19 protein-coding genes and 1 pseudogene are annotated in these 20,566 nt (G+C 65.7%); 7 read left to right on the top strand and 13 right to left on the bottom strand.

Translation table 11 applies throughout. The features are described from left to right. Nucleotides 1–154 precede the first annotated feature (154 nt). The 4 genes from ACSKB9_RS26085 to ACSKB9_RS26100 form a co-directional block, all read right to left on the bottom strand. Nucleotides 155–853, bottom strand: a complete 699-nt coding sequence (locus ACSKB9_RS26085; protein WP_057015566.1) for an ABC transporter ATP-binding protein — start codon at nt 851–853, stop codon at nt 155–157. Further along, a complete protein-coding gene (locus ACSKB9_RS26090; RefSeq protein ID WP_438076687.1) occupies nt 850–2,706 on the bottom strand; it encodes a branched-chain amino acid ABC transporter ATP-binding protein/permease in 1,857 nt (618 codons plus the stop codon). Before ACSKB9_RS26090 ends, ACSKB9_RS26085 begins: the two co-directional genes overlap by 4 nt. A 14-nt stretch (nt 2,707–2,720) precedes the next feature. After that, nucleotides 2,721–3,596, bottom strand: coding sequence for a branched-chain amino acid ABC transporter permease (locus tag ACSKB9_RS26095; protein WP_092083102.1), 876 nt, complete (start codon nt 3,594–3,596; stop codon nt 2,721–2,723). A gap of 114 nt (nt 3,597–3,710) precedes the next feature. After that, the gene (locus tag ACSKB9_RS26100; RefSeq protein ID WP_438076689.1) at nt 3,711–5,066 is read right to left on the bottom strand and encodes a substrate-binding protein; all 1,356 of its coding nucleotides are present in this window, start codon (nt 5,064–5,066) and stop codon (nt 3,711–3,713) included. A 292-nt stretch (nt 5,067–5,358) separates the two neighbouring features. Between ACSKB9_RS26100 and ACSKB9_RS26105 the strand changes: the two genes are divergently transcribed. Continuing rightward, nucleotides 5,359–5,799, top strand: coding sequence for a hypothetical protein (locus tag ACSKB9_RS26105; RefSeq protein WP_438076691.1), 441 nt, complete (start codon nt 5,359–5,361; stop codon nt 5,797–5,799). 143 nt (nt 5,800–5,942) lie between these two features. Continuing rightward, nucleotides 5,943–6,410, top strand: coding sequence for a MarR family winged helix-turn-helix transcriptional regulator (locus tag ACSKB9_RS26110; RefSeq protein ID WP_438076693.1), 468 nt, complete (start codon nt 5,943–5,945; stop codon nt 6,408–6,410). 34 nt (nt 6,411–6,444) lie between these two features. On the opposite strand, the gene prfA is transcribed toward ACSKB9_RS26110, so the two are convergent. From prfA to ACSKB9_RS26125, 3 genes are all read right to left on the bottom strand, one after another. Further along, the gene (prfA, locus tag ACSKB9_RS26115; RefSeq protein WP_438076695.1) at nt 6,445–7,524 is read right to left on the bottom strand and encodes a peptide chain release factor 1; all 1,080 of its coding nucleotides are present in this window, start codon (nt 7,522–7,524) and stop codon (nt 6,445–6,447) included. A gap of 56 nt (nt 7,525–7,580) precedes the next feature. Then, nucleotides 7,581–9,848 carry a phosphoenolpyruvate--protein phosphotransferase gene (gene ptsP, locus ACSKB9_RS26120; RefSeq protein ID WP_438076697.1) on the bottom strand — a complete coding sequence of 756 codons (2,268 nt, stop codon included), beginning with the start codon at nt 9,846–9,848 and terminating at the stop codon, nt 7,581–7,583. Nucleotides 9,849–10,340: 492 nt separating this feature from the next. After that, nucleotides 10,341–11,597: an aspartate kinase gene (locus tag ACSKB9_RS26125; protein WP_057015560.1), complete on the bottom strand. Its 1,257-nt coding sequence runs from the start codon at nt 11,595–11,597 to the stop codon at nt 10,341–10,343. Nucleotides 11,598–11,806: 209 nt separating this feature from the next. On the opposite strand from ACSKB9_RS26125, the gene ACSKB9_RS26130 reads away from it, so the two are divergent. The 3 genes from ACSKB9_RS26130 (at nt 11,807) to ACSKB9_RS26140 (ending at nt 14,215) form a co-directional block, all read left to right on the top strand. Beyond that, the gene (locus ACSKB9_RS26130; protein WP_057015559.1) at nt 11,807–12,274 is read left to right on the top strand and encodes a PH domain-containing protein; all 468 of its coding nucleotides are present in this window, start codon (nt 11,807–11,809) and stop codon (nt 12,272–12,274) included. A 14-nt stretch (nt 12,275–12,288) separates the two neighbouring features. Next, the gene (ubiG, locus tag ACSKB9_RS26135; RefSeq protein WP_438076700.1) at nt 12,289–13,059 is read left to right on the top strand and encodes a bifunctional 2-polyprenyl-6-hydroxyphenol methylase/3-demethylubiquinol 3-O-methyltransferase UbiG; all 771 of its coding nucleotides are present in this window, start codon (nt 12,289–12,291) and stop codon (nt 13,057–13,059) included. 256 nt (nt 13,060–13,315) lie between these two features. Further along, nucleotides 13,316–14,215, top strand: a complete 900-nt coding sequence (locus ACSKB9_RS26140) for an EamA family transporter (RefSeq protein ID WP_438080403.1) — start codon at nt 13,316–13,318, stop codon at nt 14,213–14,215. Here ACSKB9_RS26140 and ACSKB9_RS26145 read toward each other — a convergent pair whose 3' ends face one another. From ACSKB9_RS26145 to ACSKB9_RS26165, 5 genes are all read right to left on the bottom strand, one after another. Next, complete coding sequence (locus tag ACSKB9_RS26145; protein ID WP_438076702.1) at nt 14,216–14,656, bottom strand: EamA family transporter; 441 nt, start codon at nt 14,654–14,656, stop codon at nt 14,216–14,218. A gap of 113 nt (nt 14,657–14,769) precedes the next feature. Then, nucleotides 14,770–15,240, bottom strand: coding sequence for a DUF1178 family protein (locus ACSKB9_RS26150; RefSeq protein WP_438076704.1), 471 nt, complete (start codon nt 15,238–15,240; stop codon nt 14,770–14,772). Continuing rightward, nucleotides 15,237–16,112, bottom strand: coding sequence for a carbon-nitrogen hydrolase family protein (locus tag ACSKB9_RS26155; protein WP_438076706.1), 876 nt, complete (start codon nt 16,110–16,112; stop codon nt 15,237–15,239). The genes ACSKB9_RS26150 and ACSKB9_RS26155 overlap by 4 nt, the downstream gene beginning before the upstream one ends. Then, a complete protein-coding gene (gene grxC, locus ACSKB9_RS26160; RefSeq protein ID WP_057015554.1) occupies nt 16,112–16,384 on the bottom strand; it encodes a glutaredoxin 3 in 273 nt (90 codons plus the stop codon). The genes ACSKB9_RS26155 and grxC overlap by 1 nt, the downstream gene beginning before the upstream one ends. Before the next feature lie 29 nt (nt 16,385–16,413). Then, nucleotides 16,414–17,223, bottom strand: a complete 810-nt coding sequence (locus tag ACSKB9_RS26165) for a ComF family protein (protein WP_438076708.1) — start codon at nt 17,221–17,223, stop codon at nt 16,414–16,416. Nucleotides 17,224–17,300: 77 nt separating this feature from the next. On the opposite strand from ACSKB9_RS26165, the gene ACSKB9_RS26170 reads away from it, so the two are divergent. Further along, nucleotides 17,301–18,143: a methyltransferase domain-containing protein gene (locus tag ACSKB9_RS26170; protein ID WP_438080404.1), complete on the top strand. Its 843-nt coding sequence runs from the start codon at nt 17,301–17,303 to the stop codon at nt 18,141–18,143. 394 nt (nt 18,144–18,537) lie between these two features. On the opposite strand, the gene ACSKB9_RS26175 is transcribed toward ACSKB9_RS26170, so the two are convergent. Beyond that, nucleotides 18,538–18,948, bottom strand: coding sequence for a (deoxy)nucleoside triphosphate pyrophosphohydrolase (locus ACSKB9_RS26175; protein ID WP_028343243.1), 411 nt, complete (start codon nt 18,946–18,948; stop codon nt 18,538–18,540). Between the two features lie 174 nt (nt 18,949–19,122). Between ACSKB9_RS26175 and ACSKB9_RS26180 the strand changes: the two are divergent. Beyond that, nucleotides 19,123–20,450 (top strand): annotated as a pseudogene (locus ACSKB9_RS26180) (TadE/TadG family type IV pilus assembly protein). Nucleotides 20,451–20,566 lie beyond the last annotated feature (116 nt).

Consider the following 20,566-nt stretch of genomic DNA (forward strand, 5'->3'; position numbering starts at 1 on the left):
GCGACAAAATTTGCAAAGCAATTTTGCGCTGTAGCGACGAAGCAATCCATCCATCCGCGCATGCGGACCGATGGATTGCTTCGCGGAGCCTGTCATCGGGCGCGCGTTCGCGCGACCCGTTGGCTCGCAATGACGGCGGAGAAAGTGACGCGCCCTAAACCCCGAGATAGCGCTGCAGGACATCGGGCTGCGCCTTGATCTCCTGCGCCGGCCCTTCATGGACGATGTGTCCGTTGTTGATGATGTAGATGCGCTGCGCCAGCGCGAGCGTCGCGGCGAGGTTCTGCTCCACCAGCACGATGGTCTGTCCGGCCTCGGCCAGATCGCGGCACGCCTTCATCAGGTCGCGCACGATCACCGGCGCCAGTCCCTCGAATGGCTCGTCGAGCAGGATGATCTTGGGATCGCGCACCAAAGCGCGCGCGATCGCCAGCATCTGCTGCTCGCCGCCCGACAGGTCGGTGCCGCGATTGCCGCGCCGCTCGCGCAGCCGCGGGAACATCTCGTAGATGCGGTCGAGCGGCCAGCGCTGCGAGGCGGTCAGGCCGGCGATCACGAGGTTCTCCTCGACGCTCAGGCTGCCGAAGATGCGGCGCTCCTCATGGACCAGCTGCATGCCGGCCTGCGCGATCTTGTGGCTCTTCCGGCCGGAGATCTCGACGCCGTCGAACATCACCGAGCCGCGGCGCGGGGTCACGACGCCCATCAGGCTCTTCAGCGTCGTGCTCTTGCCGGCGCCGTTGCGCCCGAGCAGCGCGACCACTTCGTTGCGCTCGACGCGCATCGAGACGTCGAACAGGATGTGAGAATCCCCGTAGTAGCTGTTCAGTCCGTTGACCTCGAGCAAGCTCATGCGGCGAGCACTCCATGCACGCCGCCAAGATAAGCCTCCTGGACGGTCGAATTGGTCTTGATCTCTTCCGGCGTTCCCTCGACCAGCACGCGGCCCTCCTGCAGCACGGTGACGCGCTCGGCGAGCTCGAACAGCGCATCCATGTCGTGATCGATGATGATCATGGTGCGGCCCTGGCTGATCGACTTCAGCAGCTTGACGGTCTCGACGCGTTCGCGCGGGCTCATGCCGGCGAGCGGCTCGTCCAGCAGCAACAGGCTCGGCGACGTCGCCAGCGCCAGCCCGATCTCCAGCCGCCGCTTCTCGCCATAGGCGAGCTCGGACACCGGCGTATCGGGCCTCGATGTCAGATTGACCAGCTCGAGCGTCTGCTGCACGCGCTCGGTCAGGCCGGGGATGCTGTCGATGCTGCGGAACAGGTCGAGCTTGAACTTGCCGCGCAGCGCCGACAGCGCCGCGATCACCAGATTCTCGCGCACTGTCAGCCCGGCGAACAGCTGGTTGACCTGGTAGCTCTTGGTCAGGCCGAGCTGACAGACGTCGGTGACGTTCATGCCCGTGATGTCGCGACCCTCGAACAGGATGGTGCCCGAGGTCGGGTGCACCTCGCAGGTCAGCATCTTGAAGAAGGTCGACTTGCCGGCGCCGTTCGGGCCGATGATGCCGCGCAGCTCACCGTGATTGACGGTGAAGTCGATGTCGCTGTTGGCGAGCAGGCCGCCATAGCGCTTGGTCAGGCCGCGGGCCTGGAGGATCGGGCCGGACGGATTGCCGCCGGCGCGAGCCGCCACCGGCTTCGGCGCGACGGGCGCTGCGGCGTGCCGCTCGCTTGCCACGACGACGACCTCGGGTGCACTCTCCTCCGGCTCCTTGGCGCCGCGCTGTCCGGTCAGGAGGCGGTACAGGTCGGCGAGGCCGCCGATGATGCCGCGGCGCAGGAAGCACACCAGCAGCACGAACACGATGCCGAGCACGAGCTTCCAGGCCGCGCCGAGCCCGAGCGCCGCCTGCAGGAAGTCCTGCAGCGACAGCCACACCGCGGCGCCGACCAGCGGCCCGAACAGCGTGCCGCGGCCGCCGATCGCGGTCTGCATCACGAGCTGGCCCGACGTATCGAAGGTGAACGCGTCGGGTGGCATGAAGGCCTGCAGCACGCCGAGCAGCCCGCCGGCAAAGCCGGCATAGGCGGCGGCGATCACGAAGGCGGTGAGCTTGTAGCCGTGGATGTTGTGGCCGACTGCGGTGGCGCGCAGCGGATTGTCGCGGATCGCGCTGAACACGGCGCCGACCGGCGAGCGCACGATGCGCAGCGCGATCACGACGCCGATGAAGTAGCACAGCGCCAGGAACTGGTAGAGCGACCAGCCGGTGGTGAAGTGCAGCGTGGTGAAGCCGAGATTGAAGCTCGGGGTAGGCACGCCCGGCAGCCCGTTCTCGCCGCCGGTGAAGTCCGACAGCGGATTGAACTCGACGAAGAAGAACACCTCGGCGATCGCCACCGTGATCATCGCGAAATAGATGCCGGTGCGGCGCAGTGCGATCAGGCCGATCAGATAGCCGGTGGCGGCGGCCGCGATCATGCCGATGACGAGCGCGAGCACGACGTAGGGAAAGCCGGCGCGCGTCAGCAGATAGGCGGCGACAAAGCCCCCGGTTCCGTAAAAGGCCGACTGGCCGAACGACAGCAGGCCGGTGAAACCGAACAGGATGTCGAAGCCGAGGCCGAACAGGCCCCAGACAAGGATCCGGTTCACCGTGTTGGGCGCGAAGCCGAGCCACGGCAGCACGAAGGGCGCGACGATCAGGCCGGCGGCCGTCAGGAATTCGATCAGGTATGGGCGCTGTTTAAGCATCTAGATATCCGTCGTCATTCGCGGCCCTGCGTGCCGAGCAGGCCATGCGGTCTGAGCACCAGCACGAGCGTCATCGCCGCGAACAGCATGACGTAGGCGTAACCGGGGTTGAACATCGAGGTGATGCTGATGATCTCGCCGGCGATCAGCCCGCCGAGGATGGCGCCGGGAAACGAGCCGACGCCGCCGATCACCACCACCACGAAGGTCTCGACCAGGATGTCGTCGCCGACACCCGGCGTCAGCGACACCACCGGCGCGTTGATGATGCCGGCGAAGCCTGCGGCCATCGCGCCGATGCCGAACACGATCATGAAGACGCGGTAGACGTTGATGCCGAGCGAATCGACCATCACCGAATCCTCGATGCCGGCGCGCACGATCATGCCGAGCCGGGTGCGGTACAGGATCAGGAACAGCGCGCCGAGCGCGACCGCGACGATGCCGACCACGGCGAGCCGGTAGGTCGGGTAGAACAGGAAGCCGAGCGAGGTGATGCCCTGCAGCAGCGCCGGCGGCGGCACCACCTGCGACTGGCTGGTGAAGATCAGCCGCACGATCTCGACGAAGCAGATGCCGAGGCCGAACGTGACCAGCAGCTGGTCCTCATGCGGGCGATGGTAGAAGTGGCGGATAATGATCCGCTCCATCGCAATCCCGAGCACCATCACGAACAGCGAGCCTGCGATCACGGCGAGAATGAACGAGCCGGTGTAGGAATAGGCCACATATCCGGCGTAGCCGCCGATCATGAACATGGCGCCGTGGGCGAGGTTGAGCACTCCGAGCGTGCCGTAGATGATCGTCAATCCGGAGCTGATCAGCGCCAGCAGCGCGCCGAGCGCCAGTCCGTTGAAAAGTTGCGAGACGAAATTTGGCCAGTTGATCATGGTGCGCGTTCACTCAGCCGTATACCTGGCCCGGTCGATGGAGGATGCGTTCCGAGAAAAGCGGCGCCGCGGGCCGGGTCGCCCCGCCCACGGCGCCGAGTCTTCCCACGTTAATCAGGTGTAGTCGCCGAGATGGCAGCCGAACGCATCCGGCTTCTGCATCAAGCCGTCGCCGGGGACGATCTCGACCACCTCGTAATAGTCCTCCTTGTTCTTCATCTCCTTTTCCATCTTGCCGCGGACGATGACGACGGGGCGGACGCACTGGTGATCCTCGGGGCGATAGTGGACGTCGCCGACCAGCGAAGGCAGCGTCTCGCCCTTCTCGTAGGCCTTGATGACGTCGGGCGGATAGAAGCTGCCGGCTTCCTCGACCATGCGGGCCCAGTGCGCGAAGCTGACATAGGCGTTCTCTGCGCCCCATTCCGGCTTGTATCCGTACTTCTTCTCGAAGGCCTCGTTGAACATCTTAGCCAGCGGATATTTGTCCTCGATGGTCCACCAATAGTCGGTCGCTGCGTAGACACCCTGCATCAGGCCGCCGGTCTCGCGGGCGATGAACGGCACCTGGTAGGGCACCACGAGCTTCATCTTGTCGAGCACGCCGAACTGCTTGGCCTGCTGCGTCGACAGCACGGCATCGTGACCCCAGTTGACGTTGATCAGCACGTCGGCGCCGGAATTCGCGACGTTGAGCAGATAGGACGAATAGTCCGGCGCGCCGAGCGGCGAGACCTGGTTGGTGACGGTGGTCCAGCCCGCCTGGGCGAGGTAGTCCTGCATCGACTTGGTGACGGTGTGGCCGTAGGTGTAGTCGGGCGTGAGGTAGGCGGCCTTCTTGTTCTTGCCGAACTGCTTGATCAGCACCGGCGAGATCGCCGCCGCGGCGGTCTGGCCGAAGAAGTTCTGGCGGAAGCCGTAGCGCACGCAATCCTTGCCGGTGGTGTCGTTGGAGCCGGAAATGCCGCAGACGAAGATCACCTTCTCGCGCTGCGCCAGCTTGTTCAGCGCCACAGCGACCGCGCTCGACGTGCCGCCGGTGATCATCACCGCCTTGTTCTCGGAGATGAAGCGCTGCTGCGCCTGCACGGCCTCGTTCGGCTTCGCCGCGGAATCCGCGACGCCGAACTTCAGCTCCTTGCCGAGCACGCCCTTGCTGGTCTTCGGCGAGATCTTCTTGATCAGCTCGTGGCCGCTGTTGATGTGCTCGATCGCGAGCTGATAGCCCTTGAGCTCATCCTCGCCCTGCACCGCATAGGTGCCGGTGCGCGGGACCGCGATGCCGATGAACGCCGAAGAGCCCGACGTGCCCGCGGGATAGGTTCCGATCGCCGGGTGGTCCTCGGCGAAGGCCCGCGATGCGATCGAGGCCGGCAGCACGCTGCCGCCGATCAGGCCCGCGCCGGCTTGCAGCAAAGTGCGGCGCGAAACGTTCGGGGTTCTGCCCGGCCGAAAATCCTTGGTGCTCATCGCTCAGTATCCTCCAATTATATTGATTGTTGGCGCGCATGCTCACTCGTCGCCGGATCGGATCGATCGGCGGCACGATGCGCCGGCTGCGATGGAGCAGCCTGTCACGGCTACAATTCCCCACCGGCATATTTAGTCAATGTCACCTTTCGTCGAATCATATCGGCCTACGATAGAAATAATATCGCTCTACGATGTATCGAGGGTTTACCGACCGGGTGCGGGTCCTGTAAGTGAGGGGGCGATGATCCAGGAGCCTTCAAGTCGCACCGGAAATGCCGGAGAGCACGCCGTGACCGAGCACGGTGGCGCCGGGCAATCGGGCAGCCTGAGCATCCGCGCGATCAACGTCCTGAAGGAGCTGGCGGTCGAGCTGCTCGACGAAGTGCCGCCGAAGCTGGGCTGGACGCCGCCGGACGATCTGCTGCGGCTGCTCACCGCGCGCCATCTCGCGACGGCGCGAAATTGCGGACGGCAAACCATGCGCGAGATCATCGCTTGGGCCGAGACGCGCGGAATAACGATCCCGTCTCCGCATCACACCGGCAAGTCGTTGTCGGAGGTCTGGGGCGATCTGGTCGCGCGTGCCTCGGCCGGGCATCTCACCAAGAGCGAGATCACCGAGGCGCTGGAGAAATCCATTCGCCGCAGGAGCCCGCGGATTCCGGTCGCCTTCCAGATCGTGCTGCTGAAAATATTGAGCTCGACCTACGATCACTGGCCGCAGCCCTGAGCTTGCCGGCCCTGCCGCTCGATCGTCAAACCGTTGAAACATGAGTGGAAGGGCGACCGGTAGTATGGTGCGTTCGGCGCGGGCTTGATAGCGTTGCACGGCGTCTGCCGTCCGGCGGAACGAGCCAGCAGCAGGACGACTGAATGCCGCAACCAAAGCAACGACGAGCACCAGCCGGAGCAACCAAACGCAAGGGGGCGGCCGCGACGGTGGACTACCGGGCGCTTGCGCAGTTTCGCTACGAGCTGCGCCGGTTTCTTGCATTCAGCGAGGAGGGCGCCCGGAAGGCCGGAATGACGCCGCGACAGCACCAGGCGCTGCTCGGCATCAAGGGTTTCGTCGACCCCGGTCCGCCGACCGTCGGTGACATCGCCCGGTTCCTGCTGATACGGCATCACTCCGCCGTCGAGCTGATGAACCGCATGGCAAAGCTCGGGCTGGTCAGCCGGCTTGCCGATCCCGACGACGCGAGGCGGGTTCAGCTCAAGCTGACGGCAAAGGGAGAGCAGAAGCTCCAGGCGGTCTCGAAGAAGAACATCGAGGAGCTGCGCCGCGTCGCGAGCCCGGCGTTGCGCCGCTTGCTGAAGTCCTCGCCTTCTTCCGGCGAATGAGTGATGCATCCGCCGGCGCAAGCGGCGGCGCGCGTCAGGCCGCGGCGCCCTGCGCGGCGAGCTGTGCCGCCTGGTGCTCGGTGGTCAGCGCGTCGATCAATTCGCCGAGCGCTTCGCCCGCGATCACCTGCGGCAGCTTGTAGAGCGTCAGGTTGATGCGGTGGTCGGTGACTCGCCCTTGCGGGAAATTATAGGTGCGGATGCGCTCGGAGCGGTCGCCGGAGCCGACCTTCTCCTTGCGGTCGGCGGAGCGCGCCGCATCGACGCGCTGGCGCTCGGCATCGTAGATGCGCGAGCGCAGGATGTTCATCGCCGACGCCCGGTTCTTGTGCTGCGAGCGGCTGTCCTGCATCATCACGACGATGCCGGTCGGCAGATGGGTGATGCGGATCGCCGATTCGGTCTTGTTGACGTGCTGGCCGCCGGCGCCGCCCGCGCGCATGGTCTCGATCCTCAAGTCGGTGTCCTTGATATCGACATCGACGTCCTCGACCTCCGGCAGCACGGCGACCGTGGCGGCCGAGGTGTGGATGCGGCCCTGCGTCTCGGTGTCGGGCACGCGCTGCACGCGGTGCACGCCGGATTCGAATTTCAGCTTGGCGAACGCGCCGCGGCCCTGCACCTCGGCGATGATTTCCTTGTAGCCGCCGACGGTGCCTTCGCTCGCCGAGATCACTTCGACCTTCCAGCCCTGCAAGGACGCGAAGCGCTCATACATCCGGAACAGGTCGCCGGCGAACAGCGAGGCCTCGTCGCCGCCGGTGCCGGCGCGGATTTCCAGCATCACGTTGCGGTCGTCCATCGCGTCCTTCGGCAACAGCGCGATCCGGATCTGCTGCTCGAGCTCGCCGAGCCGCGCCTGCAGCGTTTCCAGCTCGGCTTCCGCCATGCTGCGCATCTCGGGATCGGTCCCTGCATCCGCCAGCATCGCCTCGGTATCGGCGAGCTCCGATCGGGCGGAGCGATAGAGCTTCACTGCGTCGATCAGCGGATTGAGCTCGGCGAGCTCGCGCGTGATCTGCACATAGCGCTCGGACTTGACCTCGCCGAGCAGCTCGGCCTCGAGCGAGGCATGATGGGCGAGCAGGACGTCGAGTTTGGCTTCGGGTAGCATGGCGGTATCTCGATTGCGGAAGGTACGGAAGGGCGGCAGCGGCGACGGCAGCGTCGCTACAAGGCCAGCCCCTCGGTTTCCGCAAACTTCGTCAGCGCCGCGCGGATCGAGACGCTGCCGACCGGCGCGTCCAGCAGCGGATTGATCATCGCCTCGGCCTTCTTGGCATCGAGGTCGAGGATCAACGCCTTGACCGGGCCGTGCGCAGTTGCCGACAATGAAAGCGAACGGTAACCGATGGCGATCAGCGCCAGCGCGCCGATCGGTTTCGACGCCATCTCGCCGCACAGCGAGGCGGCCTTCTTCGCCGCCTTGGCCTTGCGCACGATATCGCGCAGCGCGCGCAGGATCGGCGCCGACAAAATGTCGAAGCGTTCGGAGACCTTGGCATTGCCGCGGTCGACCGCAAACAGGAACTGGAACAGGTCGTTGGAGCCGACCGAGACGAAGTCGACCTTCTTCAGGAGTTCGTCGAGCTGGTAGAGCAGCGCCGGCACCTCGACCATGGTGCCGATATCGATCCGCTCGGGCAACGAATGGCCGTGCTGGCGCAGATAGGTCAATTCGCGCTCGACGATCGCCTTGGCCTGGTCGAACTCGGCGATGTCGGAGATCATCGGGAACATGATCTTCAGCGCGCGGCCGCCGCCGGCGCGCAGCAGCGCGCGGATCTGGCCGCGCAGCAGGCCGGGACGGTCGAGGCCGAGCCGGATAGCGCGCCAGCCGAGCGCGGGATTTTCCTCGATCACGGTCTCCATATAGGGCAGCGCCTTGTCGCCGCCGATGTCGAGCGTGCGGAAGGTGACGGGCTTGGAGCCCGCGGCGTCGAGCACGGTGCGGTACAGCGCGAGCTGGTCGCTGGAGCGCGGCAGGTTCGGGCTCACCATGAACTGCAATTCGGTGCGGAACAGGCCGATGCCGGCGCTGCCGGTGTCGTCGATATGCGGCAGGTCGATGGTCAGGCCGGCATTGATCAGAAGCTCGATCGGCTGGCCGTCCTTGGTCACGCAGGCCTTGTCGCGCAGCGCCGGAATATGCGCCTGCCGCCGCGCCCGGAACCGGACGCGCTCGGCATAGGCGGATTCGATCTCGGTCGAGGGGCGGACATAGATCTCGCCGGAAATGCCGTCGACGATGATGGCATCGCCCGGATCGGCGATGCCGGGCGCGTTCGGCACCTCGCCGACCGCGGGAATGCCGAGCGCGCGCGCCACGATCGAGACGTGGGAGTTCGCGGTGCCTTCCTCCAGCACCAGGCCGCGCAGCCGCTTGCGGTCATAGTCGAGCAGGGCCGCGGGACCCATCGCGCGGGCGATCAGGATGGCGTTGTCGGGCAGCTGCTCGCGCGACGGCGCATGGTCCTGGCCGACCAGCTGCCGCATCAGGCGATGGCCGAGATCCTCGAGGTCGTGGAGGCGGTCGCGCAGATAGGGATCGGTCGAGCGCAGCATGCGCGCGCGGGTGTCGGACTGCACGCGTTCGACGGCGGCTTCCGCGGTGAGGCCGGTGGCGACCGCCTCATGCAGCTTGTGCGACCAGCCCTGGTCGTTGGCGAACATGCGGTAGGCTTCCAGCACCTCGCGGTGCTCGCCGCCGTCGGCGACATCGCCGCGCTCCAGCATGCGGTCGAGATCGGCGCGCAAATTGGCGAGCGCAGTGTCGAGCCGCTTGATCTCCTTCGGCAGGTCCTCGGCGATGTAATTGGTGATGACGACGCGCGGCTCGTGCAGCACGACATGGCCGAGCGCGATGCCGTCGGAGAGCACCGCGCCGGTCTTGTGCAGCGAGTGCCGCGCGGCCGGCTCGGCGCCGGGCTGCGCCAGCGCGGCAAGCTCGCCGGAGGCGATCATCTCCGCCAGCACCATGGCGGTGGTCTGCAGCGCCTCGACCTCTTCCTCGACATAGGTGCGCTTGGCGCGGTTCTGCACCACGAGCACGCCGAGCGTGTTGCCGGCGCGCAAGATGGGCACGCCGAGGAACGAGTGGTAGGCCTCTTCGCCGGTCTCCGGGCGGTAGGCGAAGGCGGGATGGCTTTGCGCGTCGGACAGATTGAGCGGCGTCGCCTCGCTGGCGACGAGGCCGACCAGGCCTTCATGCGCGCTCATCACGGTGCGGTGGACGGCGTCGCGGTTCAGACCTTCGGTGGCATAGAGTTCGAGGGTGTTGTCGATGCGCAGCACGTAGCAGGAGCAGACCTCGGCCACCATGTTGGCCGCGATCAGCACCACGATCTTGTCGAGCCGCTCCTGGGCGGAGACTTGCTCCGCCATGGTCTCGCGGAGTCGTCTCAACAGGATGCGGGGGCCTCCCGACGCGCTCCGCATGTGTTTCAGTCCCTCCCCACGAAGCCAGCGCACCGGTGCGGCCGGCCGCTGGCGCAAAACTCGTCAAAAACAACAATTTTAATCATTCGGCGTCGCCGCTCGCCAGTTCCCGCCGATTCGGGATCACTAAACTGTGCCACAGTTTGCGACAGCCTACCTGACTGGCCGTATAGCCAATCGAGGCTTGCTTTGCCAAGCAAAACGCCTGCCAGTAGCAAATAACGTCTGCGTCAGCCCAATGCTGCGCCCGCTAAGAGAAATTCTAACTCCGGGGCGCGGCTGGGGGACCCTCTTCCCTTCTCCCCTTGTGGGAGAAGGTGGCCATAGGCGGCCCACGGGCCGCCGTTCTTGAAAGACGCCGATGCTGCGCATCGGCTATGCGCAGTCCGCGACGGATGAGAGGTCTCTATCCGCGGAGACAACCCCCCACCCGGTTTCGATGCTCCCGCATCGAACCCACCCTCTCCCACAAGGGAGAGGGCTCCCAAAGACCTACGCCTGATCGAGGCCGTACAGCGTGTGCAGCGTGCGGACCGCGAGCTCGGTGTAGGCGGCGTCGATCAGGACCGAGAACTTGATCTCGGAGGTGGTGATGGCGCGGATGTTGATGTTGCGGTCGGCCAGCGCCTTGAACGCCTTGGCCGCGACGCCGGCATGGCTGCGCATGCCGCTGCCGATCACCGAGACCTTGGCGACGTCGGTCGCGGTATCGACGCGGGCGTAGCCGATCTTGGCCTTGGCGGCGGTAATCGTGTCCTTGGCGCGGTTATAGTCGCCGGCCGGAACGGTGAAGGTGAGGTCGGTGGTCTTGCCGTCCTCGGACACGTTCTGCACGATCATGTCGACATTGATATTGGCATCCGCGAGCGGCCCGAAGATCGCGGCGGCGACGCCAGGCTTGTCCTCGATCTGGCGCACGGAAATCTGGGCTTCGTCCTTGGAGAAGGCGATGCCGGTGACGACGTGCATTTCCATGATTTCCTCCTCGCTGCAGATCAGCGTGCCCGGCGGCTGGTTGGCGTGCGGGTCGATATCCTCTGGCTTGTCGAAGCTGGAGCGCACGAAAATCGGCATGTTGTGCACCATGCCGAGTTCCACCGAGCGAACCTGCAGCACCTTGGCGCCCTGCGAGGCCAGTTCCAGCATGTCCTCGAAGGCGATCTTGTCGAGCCGGCGCGCCTTCGGCACCACGCGGGGATCGGTGGTGTAGACGCCGTCGACGTCGGTGTAGATGTCGCAGCGGTCGGCGCGCAGCGCGGCGGCGATCGCCACCGCCGAGGTGTCCGAGCCGCCGCGGCCGAGCGTGGTGATGCGGCCGGTGTCGGGATTGATGCCCTGGAAGCCGGCGATCACGGCGACTTCCTTGCGCTCCTTGAAGCGGGTGATGATCTCGGTGCCGTCGATATCGAGGATGCGCGCCGAGGCATGCGCCTCCGAGGTCTTGATCGGGATCTGCCAGCCCTGCCAGGAGCGCGCCTGGATGCCGATGCCCTGCAGCACGATCGCGAGCAGGCCCGAGGTGACCTGTTCGCCGGAGGCGACCACCGCGTCATATTCGCGCGCGTCGTGCATCGGCGAGGCATCGGTGCACCAGGCCACCAGCTCATTGGTCTTGCCGGACATCGCGGAGACGACGACGGCGACCTCGTGGCCCGCGTCGACCTCGCGTTTCACATGCTGCGCGACGTTGCGGATACGATCGATATTGGCGACGGACGTACCGCCGAATTTCATCACGAGGCGGCCCATGACGACGCGTCTATTCCTTTAAGAGGATAAGTAGGTTAACCCACGCCGAAAACCGCAAGCGCGGGGACCGAAACGCGCGTATACATAGCGCCGCGCCCGGGGGCAAGCCGGTAGGTAGGGGGCCCTCGAGTGTCTTTTGGGGGTGTTTTGACCGGTTGCGGGCGGGTTGTGGCGCACGGGTAACACGGGGCAACTCGAAGGCGGATTGGATGGGACGTTATATCGACGAGATCCTGCAGCCTGGCGAGAAGGTGCTGTATTCGACCAATGCGCACTGGATGTTCTATTTGCCGGCGATCGGGGCCTGGATCGTGGTGCTGGCGCTCTTGATCCTGTCGCGGATGACGACGGTCGACGGCCTCGTGATGGCCTGCTTTGCGGCCGCCGCCGTGGTCGCGGTCGCGGCGCTGTACTGGACCGCCGCGGCCTGGTTCCACCGCTGGACCACCGAAACCGACGTCACCAATTTCCGCGTGGTGCACAAGAGCGGCTTCATCAAGCGGCGCACATTTGAGATGAGCCTCGACAAGGTCGAGAGCGTCGACGTCAACCAGAGCATCATGGGGCGCCTGCTCAATTATGGCGACGTCACCATCCGCGGCGTCGGCGAGGGCATCGAGACCATCAGGACCATCGCCGCGCCGCTGTCGTTCCGCAATTCGATCACCGCGCGATAGGGGCGCGCGCAATCATGGCCACGCAATCAACTCTTTCCAGTTCCTCCGCCAATGCCTCCGCCAGCTCGGTCGATCCGGCCGAGGTCGCGAAATTCTCGAAACTGTCCGATGAATGGTGGGATCCGCGCGGCAAGATGGCGCCGCTGCACAAGATCAACCCGCTGCGCCTGACCTATATCCGCGACGCCGCCTGCCGCAAGTTCGAGCGCAACGCCAAGAGCCTCAGCTGCCTGTCCGGCCTGCGCCTGCTCGACATCGGCTGCGGCGCCGGCCTGTTGTGCGAGCCGTTCACGCGGTTAGGGGCCCAGGTGATCGGGATCGATCCGTCCGCCACCAACATCGCCGCGGCGAAGCTGCACGCCGACAAGGGCCATCTGTCGATCAACTACCGCTGCACCACGGTGGAGGAGATGGACGCCCGCGAGCGCTTCGACATCGTGCTGGCGATGGAGGTGGTCGAGCACGTCAACGACGTCGGCGCATTCATCAAGCGCTGCGCGGTCATGCTCAAGCCCGGCGGGCTGATGGTGGTCTCGACCCTGAACCGCAACTGGAAAAGTTTTGCGCTGGCGATCGTCGGCGCCGAATACGTGCTGCGCTGGCTGCCGCGCGGCACCCATGAGTGGAGCAAGTTCGTCACCCCCGCTGAGCTCGAGCGCTATCTCGGCGACGTCAACCTCACCGTCACCGAGCAGGCCGGCGTGGTCTACAACCCGCTCGCCGACAAATGGACCGTGTCGACCGACATGGACGTGAACTACATGGTGGTGGCGGAAGAGGTGTGAGTTGAGTGTCACGGCCTTGGCCACACAACAGGTGTCGTCCCTGCGAAGACAGAATGCGTAGCCCGGATGGAGCGTAGCGTAATCCGGGGCTGCTTCGTCCGCGGATGAGCTGGCCCCGGATTGCGCTTCGCTTCATCCGGGCTACGGAAGTTTGTGGACATCGCGCAGGCCTGTCATGCGCCCACTCGGTTGACCGCATGCGTTACGCCGGGCACGCTGGGCGAGTACTCCCGCCGGCATGCTTTCCTTATCCCCCATGTTCACGATCGCCTCGCTCTGGATTCCCTTCACCATCGTCGCTGCGTTCGGGCAGGTGGCGCGCAATGCGATGCAGCGGCATCTGACCGGGCCGCTCGGGACCTGGGGCGCGACCAATATCCGCTTCCTGTTCGGCCTGCCGTTCTCGGTGGTGTTCTTCGCGCTGGCGGTGCTGCTGACCGGCGATCGCGTGCCGTGGCCGGCGGCCGCGTTCTGGCCGTGGCTGGTGACCGGCGCGCTCAGCCAGATCGTCGGCACCGGCTTCATGCTGCTGGCGATGAACGACCGCTCTTTCGTGGTGACCACGGCCTACATGAAGACCGAGGCGATCCAGACCGCGATCTTCGGCTTCATCTTCCTCGGCGACCATCTCACCTCGGCCAAGGTGATCGCGATCGTGATCGCGACCATCGGCGTCGTCATCACCGCGCTGCGGCCCGGCGGGCAGAAGAGCTTTGCCGACCTGCGCCCGACCGTGCTCGGCCTCGGCGCCGCCGCAGTGTTCGCGATCTCGGCGGTGAGCTTTCGCGGCGCGATCATCGCGGTGCCCTCAGTCTCATTTGTCACGGCGGCCTCCTACACGCTGATGTGGAGCCTTCTCGTGCAGACGCTGATCCTGTCGGTCTATCTGTTGCTGCGCGCGCCCGACGTGCTGAGGTCGATCCTCAAGCTGTGGCGGCCCTCGATGTTCGCGGGCTTCATGGGCGCGTTCTCATCGCAATTCTGGTTCCTGGCGTTCGCGCTCACCGCGGCCGCCAATGTGCGCACGCTGGCGCTGATCGAGGTGCTGTTTGCGCAGGGCGTGGCGTATTTCTCGCTCAAGCAGCCGTTCTCGCTGCGCGAGGTGTTCGGCATCGTCCTGATCGTAATCGGCGTCGCGCTCTTGATCGCCGCGTAATTACCCTTTCACCGCGATCAGCACCGCGCCCGCGGAGATCAGCGCGATCCCGAGCCAGCCATAGGCCGAGGGGCGTTCGCCGAGGAAGGTGGCGCCGAACAGCGCCACCAGCACCACGCTGAGCTTGTCGATCGGTGCGACGAGTGTGGCTGGTCCAAGCTTGAGCGCGCGGAAATAGCAGATCCATGACGCGCCGGTGCCGAGCCCGGACAGCAGCAGGAACAGCCAGCTCTTCGCCGAGATCGGCCCCGACTGGGTGAATTGTCCGGTCGCGAACAGGATGGCCGACAGCGTGATCAAGACGATCACGGTGCGGATCAGGGTGGCGAGATCGGAGTTGATGCCCTCGACGCCCACCTTGGCGAAGATCGCGGTCAGCGCGGCGAAGACGGCGGAAAGAAACGCCCAGACCTGCCAGGAGGAGAATGAGTCGGGGGGCATGCTCTTCCCAGATTGTCATTCCGGGGCGGTGCGCAGCACCGAACCCGGAATCTCGAGGTTGCGGCGCGAGATTCCGGGTTCACGCTTCGCGTGCCCCGGAATGACGCTGCGCGTCAATTCCGGTCTTCCGGCAGCGTCGGCAGCGGCGAGACCTCGACGCCTTCGTCGATCAGCGCGCGGGCCTCTTCGGGCGAGGCCTCGCCGTAGATCGGCCGGTGCTCGATATCGCCGTAATGCATCTTGCGTGCTTCGTTGGGGAAGCGGTCGCCGACATTGTCGGCGTTCTTCACGATGTGGTCGCGCAGCTCCTTCAGCTTGCTGCGCAGCTCGCGCTCCTGCGCCATCATCAGCGACGTCGGTTCATTGCCGGTCGCCTCGACGGGCGCGGCCGGCGCCGGCTGGGCCGGTTCGCGGCCCTTCTTGCTGACGACCTGCGGCGCCATGATCGCGCGCTCGATCTTGCTCGAGCCGCAGGACGGGCAATCGATCAGGTGACGCCGCTCCTGCGATTCATAGGCCGAGGAGCTCTGGAACCAGCTTTCGAACTGGTGGCCGCGCTCGCAGCGCAGCGTGTAGCGGATCATGCCGAACCCCGGACGAGGTGCAGATGTTCCGGGCCGGCCTTGGGGTCGGCGATGCCGAAACGCCTGCCATGCTGCAGCGAGGGAATGGTCTTGCGCGCGGTCTCGACCTTGGCGGGGTCGATCTCGGCCAGGAACACGCCCGGCTCGACGCCGCCCTCGGCGAGGATCTCGCCCCAGGGGTCGATGATCAGCGAATGGCCGAAGGTCTCGCGCTTGTTCTCATGCAGGCCGGCCTGCGCTGCCGCGAACACGAAGCAGCCGGTCTCGATGGCGCGGGCGCGCAGCAGCGTGTGCCAATGCGCTTCGCCGGTCTTGCGGGTGAAGGCGGACGGCACGGTGAGGAACGATGCGCCGGCTTCGGCCAGCGCGCGGTACAGCGCCGGGAAGCGCACGTCGTAGCAGATAGTCAGTCCGATCCGGCCCCAGGGCAGGTCGGAGATCACGGCAGTTTCGCCGGGCTGATAATTGGCCGATTCGCGGTAGCTCTCGCCGCCCGGCAAATCGATATCGAACATATGGATCTTGTCGTAGCTCGCGAGCAGATTGCCCTCGGGCCCGATCAGGAACGAGCGGTTGACCGCCTTCTCCGGCGAGTAGCGCATCGCCAGCGAGCCGATATGCAGGTGGATCTTCAGCTCGGCGGCCAGCGCGCGATACGCCTTCAGCGACGTATCGTCCTCTTCGCTCGCCAAATGCTCGAACAGCGCCTTGCGGTTGAGCTGCATCATGTTGCTGACCTCAGGGGTCAGCACGTACTTGGCACCCTGCGCCGCCGCCTCGCGGATCAGCCGCGTGCCCTGCTCGAGGCTCGGCTCCGGCAGCAATCCGGTGCGCATCTGCACCATGGCGGCGGTGAAAATGTTCTCCGTCATCAGGCGCCGCCTCCGTTGCTGAGCAGGCCGTCGAGCTTGCCCTCGCGGTCGAGCGCGTAGAGCTCGTCGCAGCCGCCGACATGGGTCTTGCCGATGAAGATCTGCGGGAAGGTCGAGCCGGCACCGGCGCGGCCATACATCTCGTCGCGATAGGCCGGGTTGCTGGCGACGCTCAATTCGGTGAACGCGGCGTTCTTGCGCGTCAAAAGCGATTTGGCCGCGCTGCAATAACCGCAGCCCGGGCGGGTGTAGATTTCAATGGCAGCGGTCATGGTGCGCTCGGTTGAACCAGAATGTCAGATTATATGGGAGCGCGGTGGGTATCGACAACCCGGGCAAACACCAGCACGTCGACCTGCGCGGCTTTGGCGCGGAGCAGCGCCCGCGCGCAGGCATCGACTGTCGCGCCCGAGGTCAGGACGTCGTCGATCAGGATCACACGGCGGCCCTGGACGTCAGCCTTGCGTTCATCGGCGACCCCGAATGCGCCCTGCACATTGCTGGCGCGATCCTTGCGTGACAGCCCGATCTGCTGCTCGGTGGCGCGGATGCGCCGCAGCGCTTCGGCAGCCATTTTGACGCCGCTCTGGCGCGCGATCACCTTGGCGAGCGCCCCGGACTGGTTGTAGCGCCGGCTCCAGCCGCGCCGCCAGTGCAGAGGAACCGGAACCAGCAGATCGGCCTCGGCGAGCAATTCCTTCCCCGCCCGCGCCATCCAGCGACCCATTGTCGGCGCCAGATCGGTGCGATCCTGGTATTTCAATGCGTGCACCAGCGTGCGCGCGACATCGTCATAGCGCACTGCGGCGCGGGCGCGCTGGTAGGCCGGCGGATTGGCGATCGCCTCCATCGACAGCAACTCGGGCCCCGGATCGTAGACGAAGGGAATTCCGAGCCGCGGGCAGAACGGCGGCGCGATGAACGACAATCTGGCCCAGCAGGCCGCGCACACCCCCTCGCCATCGACCGGCTCGCGGCACGAAACGCATAGCGTCGGCAGCGCGATATCGAGCGCCAGCCGCGCCGTGCGCAGCCACGCACCCCCGACCGCGCCAAGCGCGCGCTGGACGTGACCGGTAATGGAGCGTGTCGGTGATGCCTCGGCGTCCATGGCTGATGAGGCTAGCGTTTGAGCAGCGCTGGCTCAAGGCGCATTGCCTGCGGCGGCGGTCCGGCGTAACCAGCGGCATGGCAACGCCCCCGCCCTCAGCCCCCATCCTGTTCGATCGCGCCTTGCTCGGCGCGCGGCTGGCGCGCGCGCGGCGCGACGGGGCGGCGACGTTCCTGCTCGATCGCGCTAGCGAAGACATGACGGATCGGCTGCTGGCGGTGTCACGCAGCTTTTCGGCGGCTGCCGATGTCTGGACGCCGGGCAACGGGCTCGCGGACGCCCTGCGCGGGCGTGTCGCCGCGGTCGATGCGATCGGCTTCAGCGAGGCGGAAGCGCTCGGCCTGGCGCCGGAGTCGCGCGATCTCGTGGTCTCCGCGCTCGCCTTCCAGTTCGTCAATGATCTGCCGGGCGTGCTGGCGCAGATCCGCCGGGGGCTGAAGCCGGACGGGCTATTGCTCGCGGCGATGCTCGGCGGCGATACGCTGACCGAGTTGCGGCAGAGCTTTGCCGCGGCGGAGGCCGAGTGCGAGGGCGGGGCCTCGCCGCGCGTCGCGCCGTTCGCCGATCTGCGCGATATCGGCGCGCTGCTGCAGCGGGCGGGATTCGCGCTGCCGGTGACCGACGTCGACCGCGTCGTGGTGCGCTATGCCAGCGCCTTCGCGCTGATGGCCGATCTCAGGCGCATGGGCGCCACCAATGTGCTGCGCGAGCGCCGGCACACCTTGACCCGCCGCGCCACCATGCTGCGCATGGCGCAGATCTACGGCGAGCGTTTCGCCGATCCCGACGGCCGCATCCGCGCCACCTTCGACATCGTCTGGCTGTCCGGCTGGGCGCCGCATGAAGGCCAGCCGAAGCCGCTCAAGCCCGGCTCGGCGAAAGCGAGCTTGGAGGCGGCGGTGAAGGGGACGAAGCGTTAGGGACGCACGATGCAAGGACTCCCTCTCCCGCTTGCGGGCAGGGCAATCGCATATGGAATGAACCGATTCTTCCGCGCCGTCATGGCCGGGCTTGTCCCGGCCATCCACGTCTTTTCCTCGAGTGGAACGAAGACGTGGATGCCCGGGACAAGCCCGGGCATGACGAGTTTGTGGGAACTCCGATTACCTCAAGCGGCCATATGCGATTGCCCTGCCCTTGTGGGGAAAGGCGAGGGGAGCTTACGCGATTTCGGAATAATGGAATAATGCCGGTGAGTTGCCCGACGTGTCAAGCCGCCTGGTCGGACGCCGGCCACCGCCACCTGCTTTGCATGGGGTTGTTTTCGATATTTTGGCAGCGCGCCTCCCTCGCAAGCGGAAGAGGCGAAGAGGATCACAGCAACAGATCGATCAGATGCGGCAGCAGCGGGATGTCCGCGGGCGGCATCGGGTAGTCGCGCAGTTTGCTTGCGCGGACCCAGGCGAGGTTCTGGCCCTCGCGCGCCACCGCGATGCCCTCCCAGCGCCGGCAAATGTAGAGCGGCATCAGCAGGTGGAAGGTCTCGTAGGCATGGCTGGCGAAGGTCAGCGGCGCGAGGCACGGCTCGCTCACGGTGATGCCGATCTCCTCATGCAACTCGCGGATCAGGGTCTGCTCCGGCCGCTCGCCGGGCTCGATCTTGCCGCCGGGGAATTCCCACAGGCCGGCCAGCGCCTTGCCCTCGGGGCGCTGCGCCAGCAGCACGCGCTTGTCGGCATCGACAAGCGCGCAGGCGACGACGAGGGTCAGCTTGATGTCAGCCATGCGGCGGGGGATCCCTTCCAGTCTGCAAGCTTTCATTAACCAGCAACGCGCTGTCAGCCAAACGATTTATGCCCGCGCGGCTTTCCGCGATCGCGATAAGCCGGCCTTAATTCGTATCCGGCAGGGTGAAGGTTCTCATTTATCTGCCCATCATATTCTTTGCCGACATAACCCATGAGCACCTTGATCCGGACCATCAGCCGTTTCCGTCGCGATCGCTCCGGCAACATCGCAATGACCTTTGGCCTCGCTGTGCTGCCGCTCGTCGTCGCGGTCGGATGCGCAGTCGACTATTCCCGCGCCAACCAGATCCGCAGCAAGCTGATATCGGCCGCCGACGCCGCGAGCGTCGGATCGATCGCCAAGGCATCGCCCGGCTTCATCGCCGCCGGCGCCATGACCTCGGACGGCGAGATCCAGGCGGGCGAAGCCGATGCGACCAAGATCTTCAACGGCAACATCTTCAACCAGAACGGCTTCACGCTGACCAGCGTGACGCCGACCATGACCAAGACCGGCGGCGTCATCACCTCGACGGTCAAGTTCACCGCCGATGTCCCGACCATGTTCCTCGGCGTGATCGGACAAAGCAAGATGACGGTGACCGGCGCGTCGACCTCGACCGCGAACATGCCGCTCTATATCGATTTCTATCTCCTGCTCGACAACTCGCCGTCGATGGGGTTGCGGCGACGCCCGCTGACGTGACCAAGATGGTCAACAACACGTCCGACAAGTGCGCCTTCGCCTGTCACGACTACAACGACGCCAACAACTATTACAATCTCGCCAAGACGCTCGGCGTCACGACGCGGATCGACGTGCTGCGCAGCGCGACCCAGCAGTTGATGGACACGGCCGCGAACACCGCGACCTATGCCAGCCAGTACCGGATGGCGATCTACGATTTCGGCGCCTCGTCGAAGACGATCGGCCCGCGCGCGCTGTTCTCGCTGTCGACCAGCCTGTCGAGCGCCAAGACCGCAGCCGGCAACATCGACCTGATGGGCGTCTACGGCAACAACGATTCCTACACCGCCGACAAGGACAGCCAGTTCTCGACGGTGCTTCCGGCCATCAGCAACGCGATCAGCGCGCCGGGCCCGGGCACGGCGGCAGCGCCGATGAAATACCTGTTCTTCGTGTCCGACGGCGTGGCCGACGAGCCGAATTCAAGCTGCCTGAAGCCGATCAGCGGCGGCAATCGCTGCCAGTCGCCGATCAATCCGGCGCTGTGCACGGCGATCAGGAACCGCGGCATCAAGATCGCGGTGCTCTACACGACTTACCTGCAGCTGCCGACCAACAGCTGGTACATGACCTGGATCGATCCGTTCAACCAGGGCCCGTTCGGCCCGTCGCCGAACAGCCAGATCGCGCAGAACATGCAGGCCTGCGCGTCGCCGGGCTTCTATTTCGAGGTCAGCCCGACGCAGGGCATCGCGGAGGCGATGAACGCGCTGTTCAAGAAGGCCGTCGCCGACGCGCGGATCAGCAGCTAGCGAAGCGCACACGCTCTATCACCGTCACCCTGAGGAGGCCGCAAAGCGGCCGTCTCGAAGGGGCGACGGCCAGGGTTTCTCTATGCGGCGCTATCGGGGCCGTGCATCCTTCGAGA

The organism is Bradyrhizobium sp. BR 1433 (assembly GCF_051547665.1).
GTDB lineage: Bacteria > Pseudomonadota > Alphaproteobacteria > Rhizobiales > Xanthobacteraceae > Bradyrhizobium > Bradyrhizobium australafricanum.

Bases quoted from the DNA above. Each gene is read 5' to 3' on its own strand.
- ACSKB9_RS26165 (WP_438076708.1), bottom strand. From the start codon at position 17,223: ATGGACGCCGAGGCATCACCGACACGCTCCATTACCGGTCACGTCCAG.
- ACSKB9_RS26095 (WP_092083102.1), bottom strand. From the start codon at position 3,596: ATGATCAACTGGCCAAATTTCGTCTCGCAACTTTTCAACGGACTGGCG.
- ACSKB9_RS26090 (WP_438076687.1), bottom strand. From the start codon at position 2,706: ATGCTTAAACAGCGCCCATACCTGATCGAATTCCTGACGGCCGCCGGC.
- ACSKB9_RS26150 (WP_438076704.1), bottom strand. From the start codon at position 15,240: ATGATCCGCTACACGCTGCGCTGCGAGCGCGGCCACCAGTTCGAAAGC.
- ACSKB9_RS26125 (WP_057015560.1), bottom strand. From the start codon at position 11,597: ATGGGCCGCCTCGTGATGAAATTCGGCGGTACGTCCGTCGCCAATATC.
- ptsP (WP_438076697.1), bottom strand. From the start codon at position 9,848: ATGCGGAGCGCGTCGGGAGGCCCCCGCATCCTGTTGAGACGACTCCGC.
- ACSKB9_RS26100 (WP_438076689.1), bottom strand. From the start codon at position 5,066: ATGAGCACCAAGGATTTTCGGCCGGGCAGAACCCCGAACGTTTCGCGC.
- ACSKB9_RS26130 (WP_057015559.1), top strand. From the start codon at position 11,807: ATGGGACGTTATATCGACGAGATCCTGCAGCCTGGCGAGAAGGTGCTG.
- prfA (WP_438076695.1), bottom strand. From the start codon at position 7,524: ATGCTACCCGAAGCCAAACTCGACGTCCTGCTCGCCCATCATGCCTCG.
- ACSKB9_RS26140 (WP_438080403.1), top strand. From the start codon at position 13,316: ATGTTCACGATCGCCTCGCTCTGGATTCCCTTCACCATCGTCGCTGCG.
- ubiG (WP_438076700.1), top strand. From the start codon at position 12,289: ATGGCCACGCAATCAACTCTTTCCAGTTCCTCCGCCAATGCCTCCGCC.
- grxC (WP_057015554.1), bottom strand. From the start codon at position 16,384: ATGACCGCTGCCATTGAAATCTACACCCGCCCGGGCTGCGGTTATTGC.
- ACSKB9_RS26110 (WP_438076693.1), top strand. From the start codon at position 5,943: ATGCCGCAACCAAAGCAACGACGAGCACCAGCCGGAGCAACCAAACGC.
- ACSKB9_RS26175 (WP_028343243.1), bottom strand. From the start codon at position 18,948: ATGGCTGACATCAAGCTGACCCTCGTCGTCGCCTGCGCGCTTGTCGAT.
- ACSKB9_RS26145 (WP_438076702.1), bottom strand. From the start codon at position 14,656: ATGCCCCCCGACTCATTCTCCTCCTGGCAGGTCTGGGCGTTTCTTTCC.
- ACSKB9_RS26085 (WP_057015566.1), bottom strand. From the start codon at position 853: ATGAGCTTGCTCGAGGTCAACGGACTGAACAGCTACTACGGGGATTCT.
- ACSKB9_RS26155 (WP_438076706.1), bottom strand. From the start codon at position 16,112: ATGACGGAGAACATTTTCACCGCCGCCATGGTGCAGATGCGCACCGGA.
- ACSKB9_RS26170 (WP_438080404.1), top strand. From the start codon at position 17,301: ATGGCAACGCCCCCGCCCTCAGCCCCCATCCTGTTCGATCGCGCCTTG.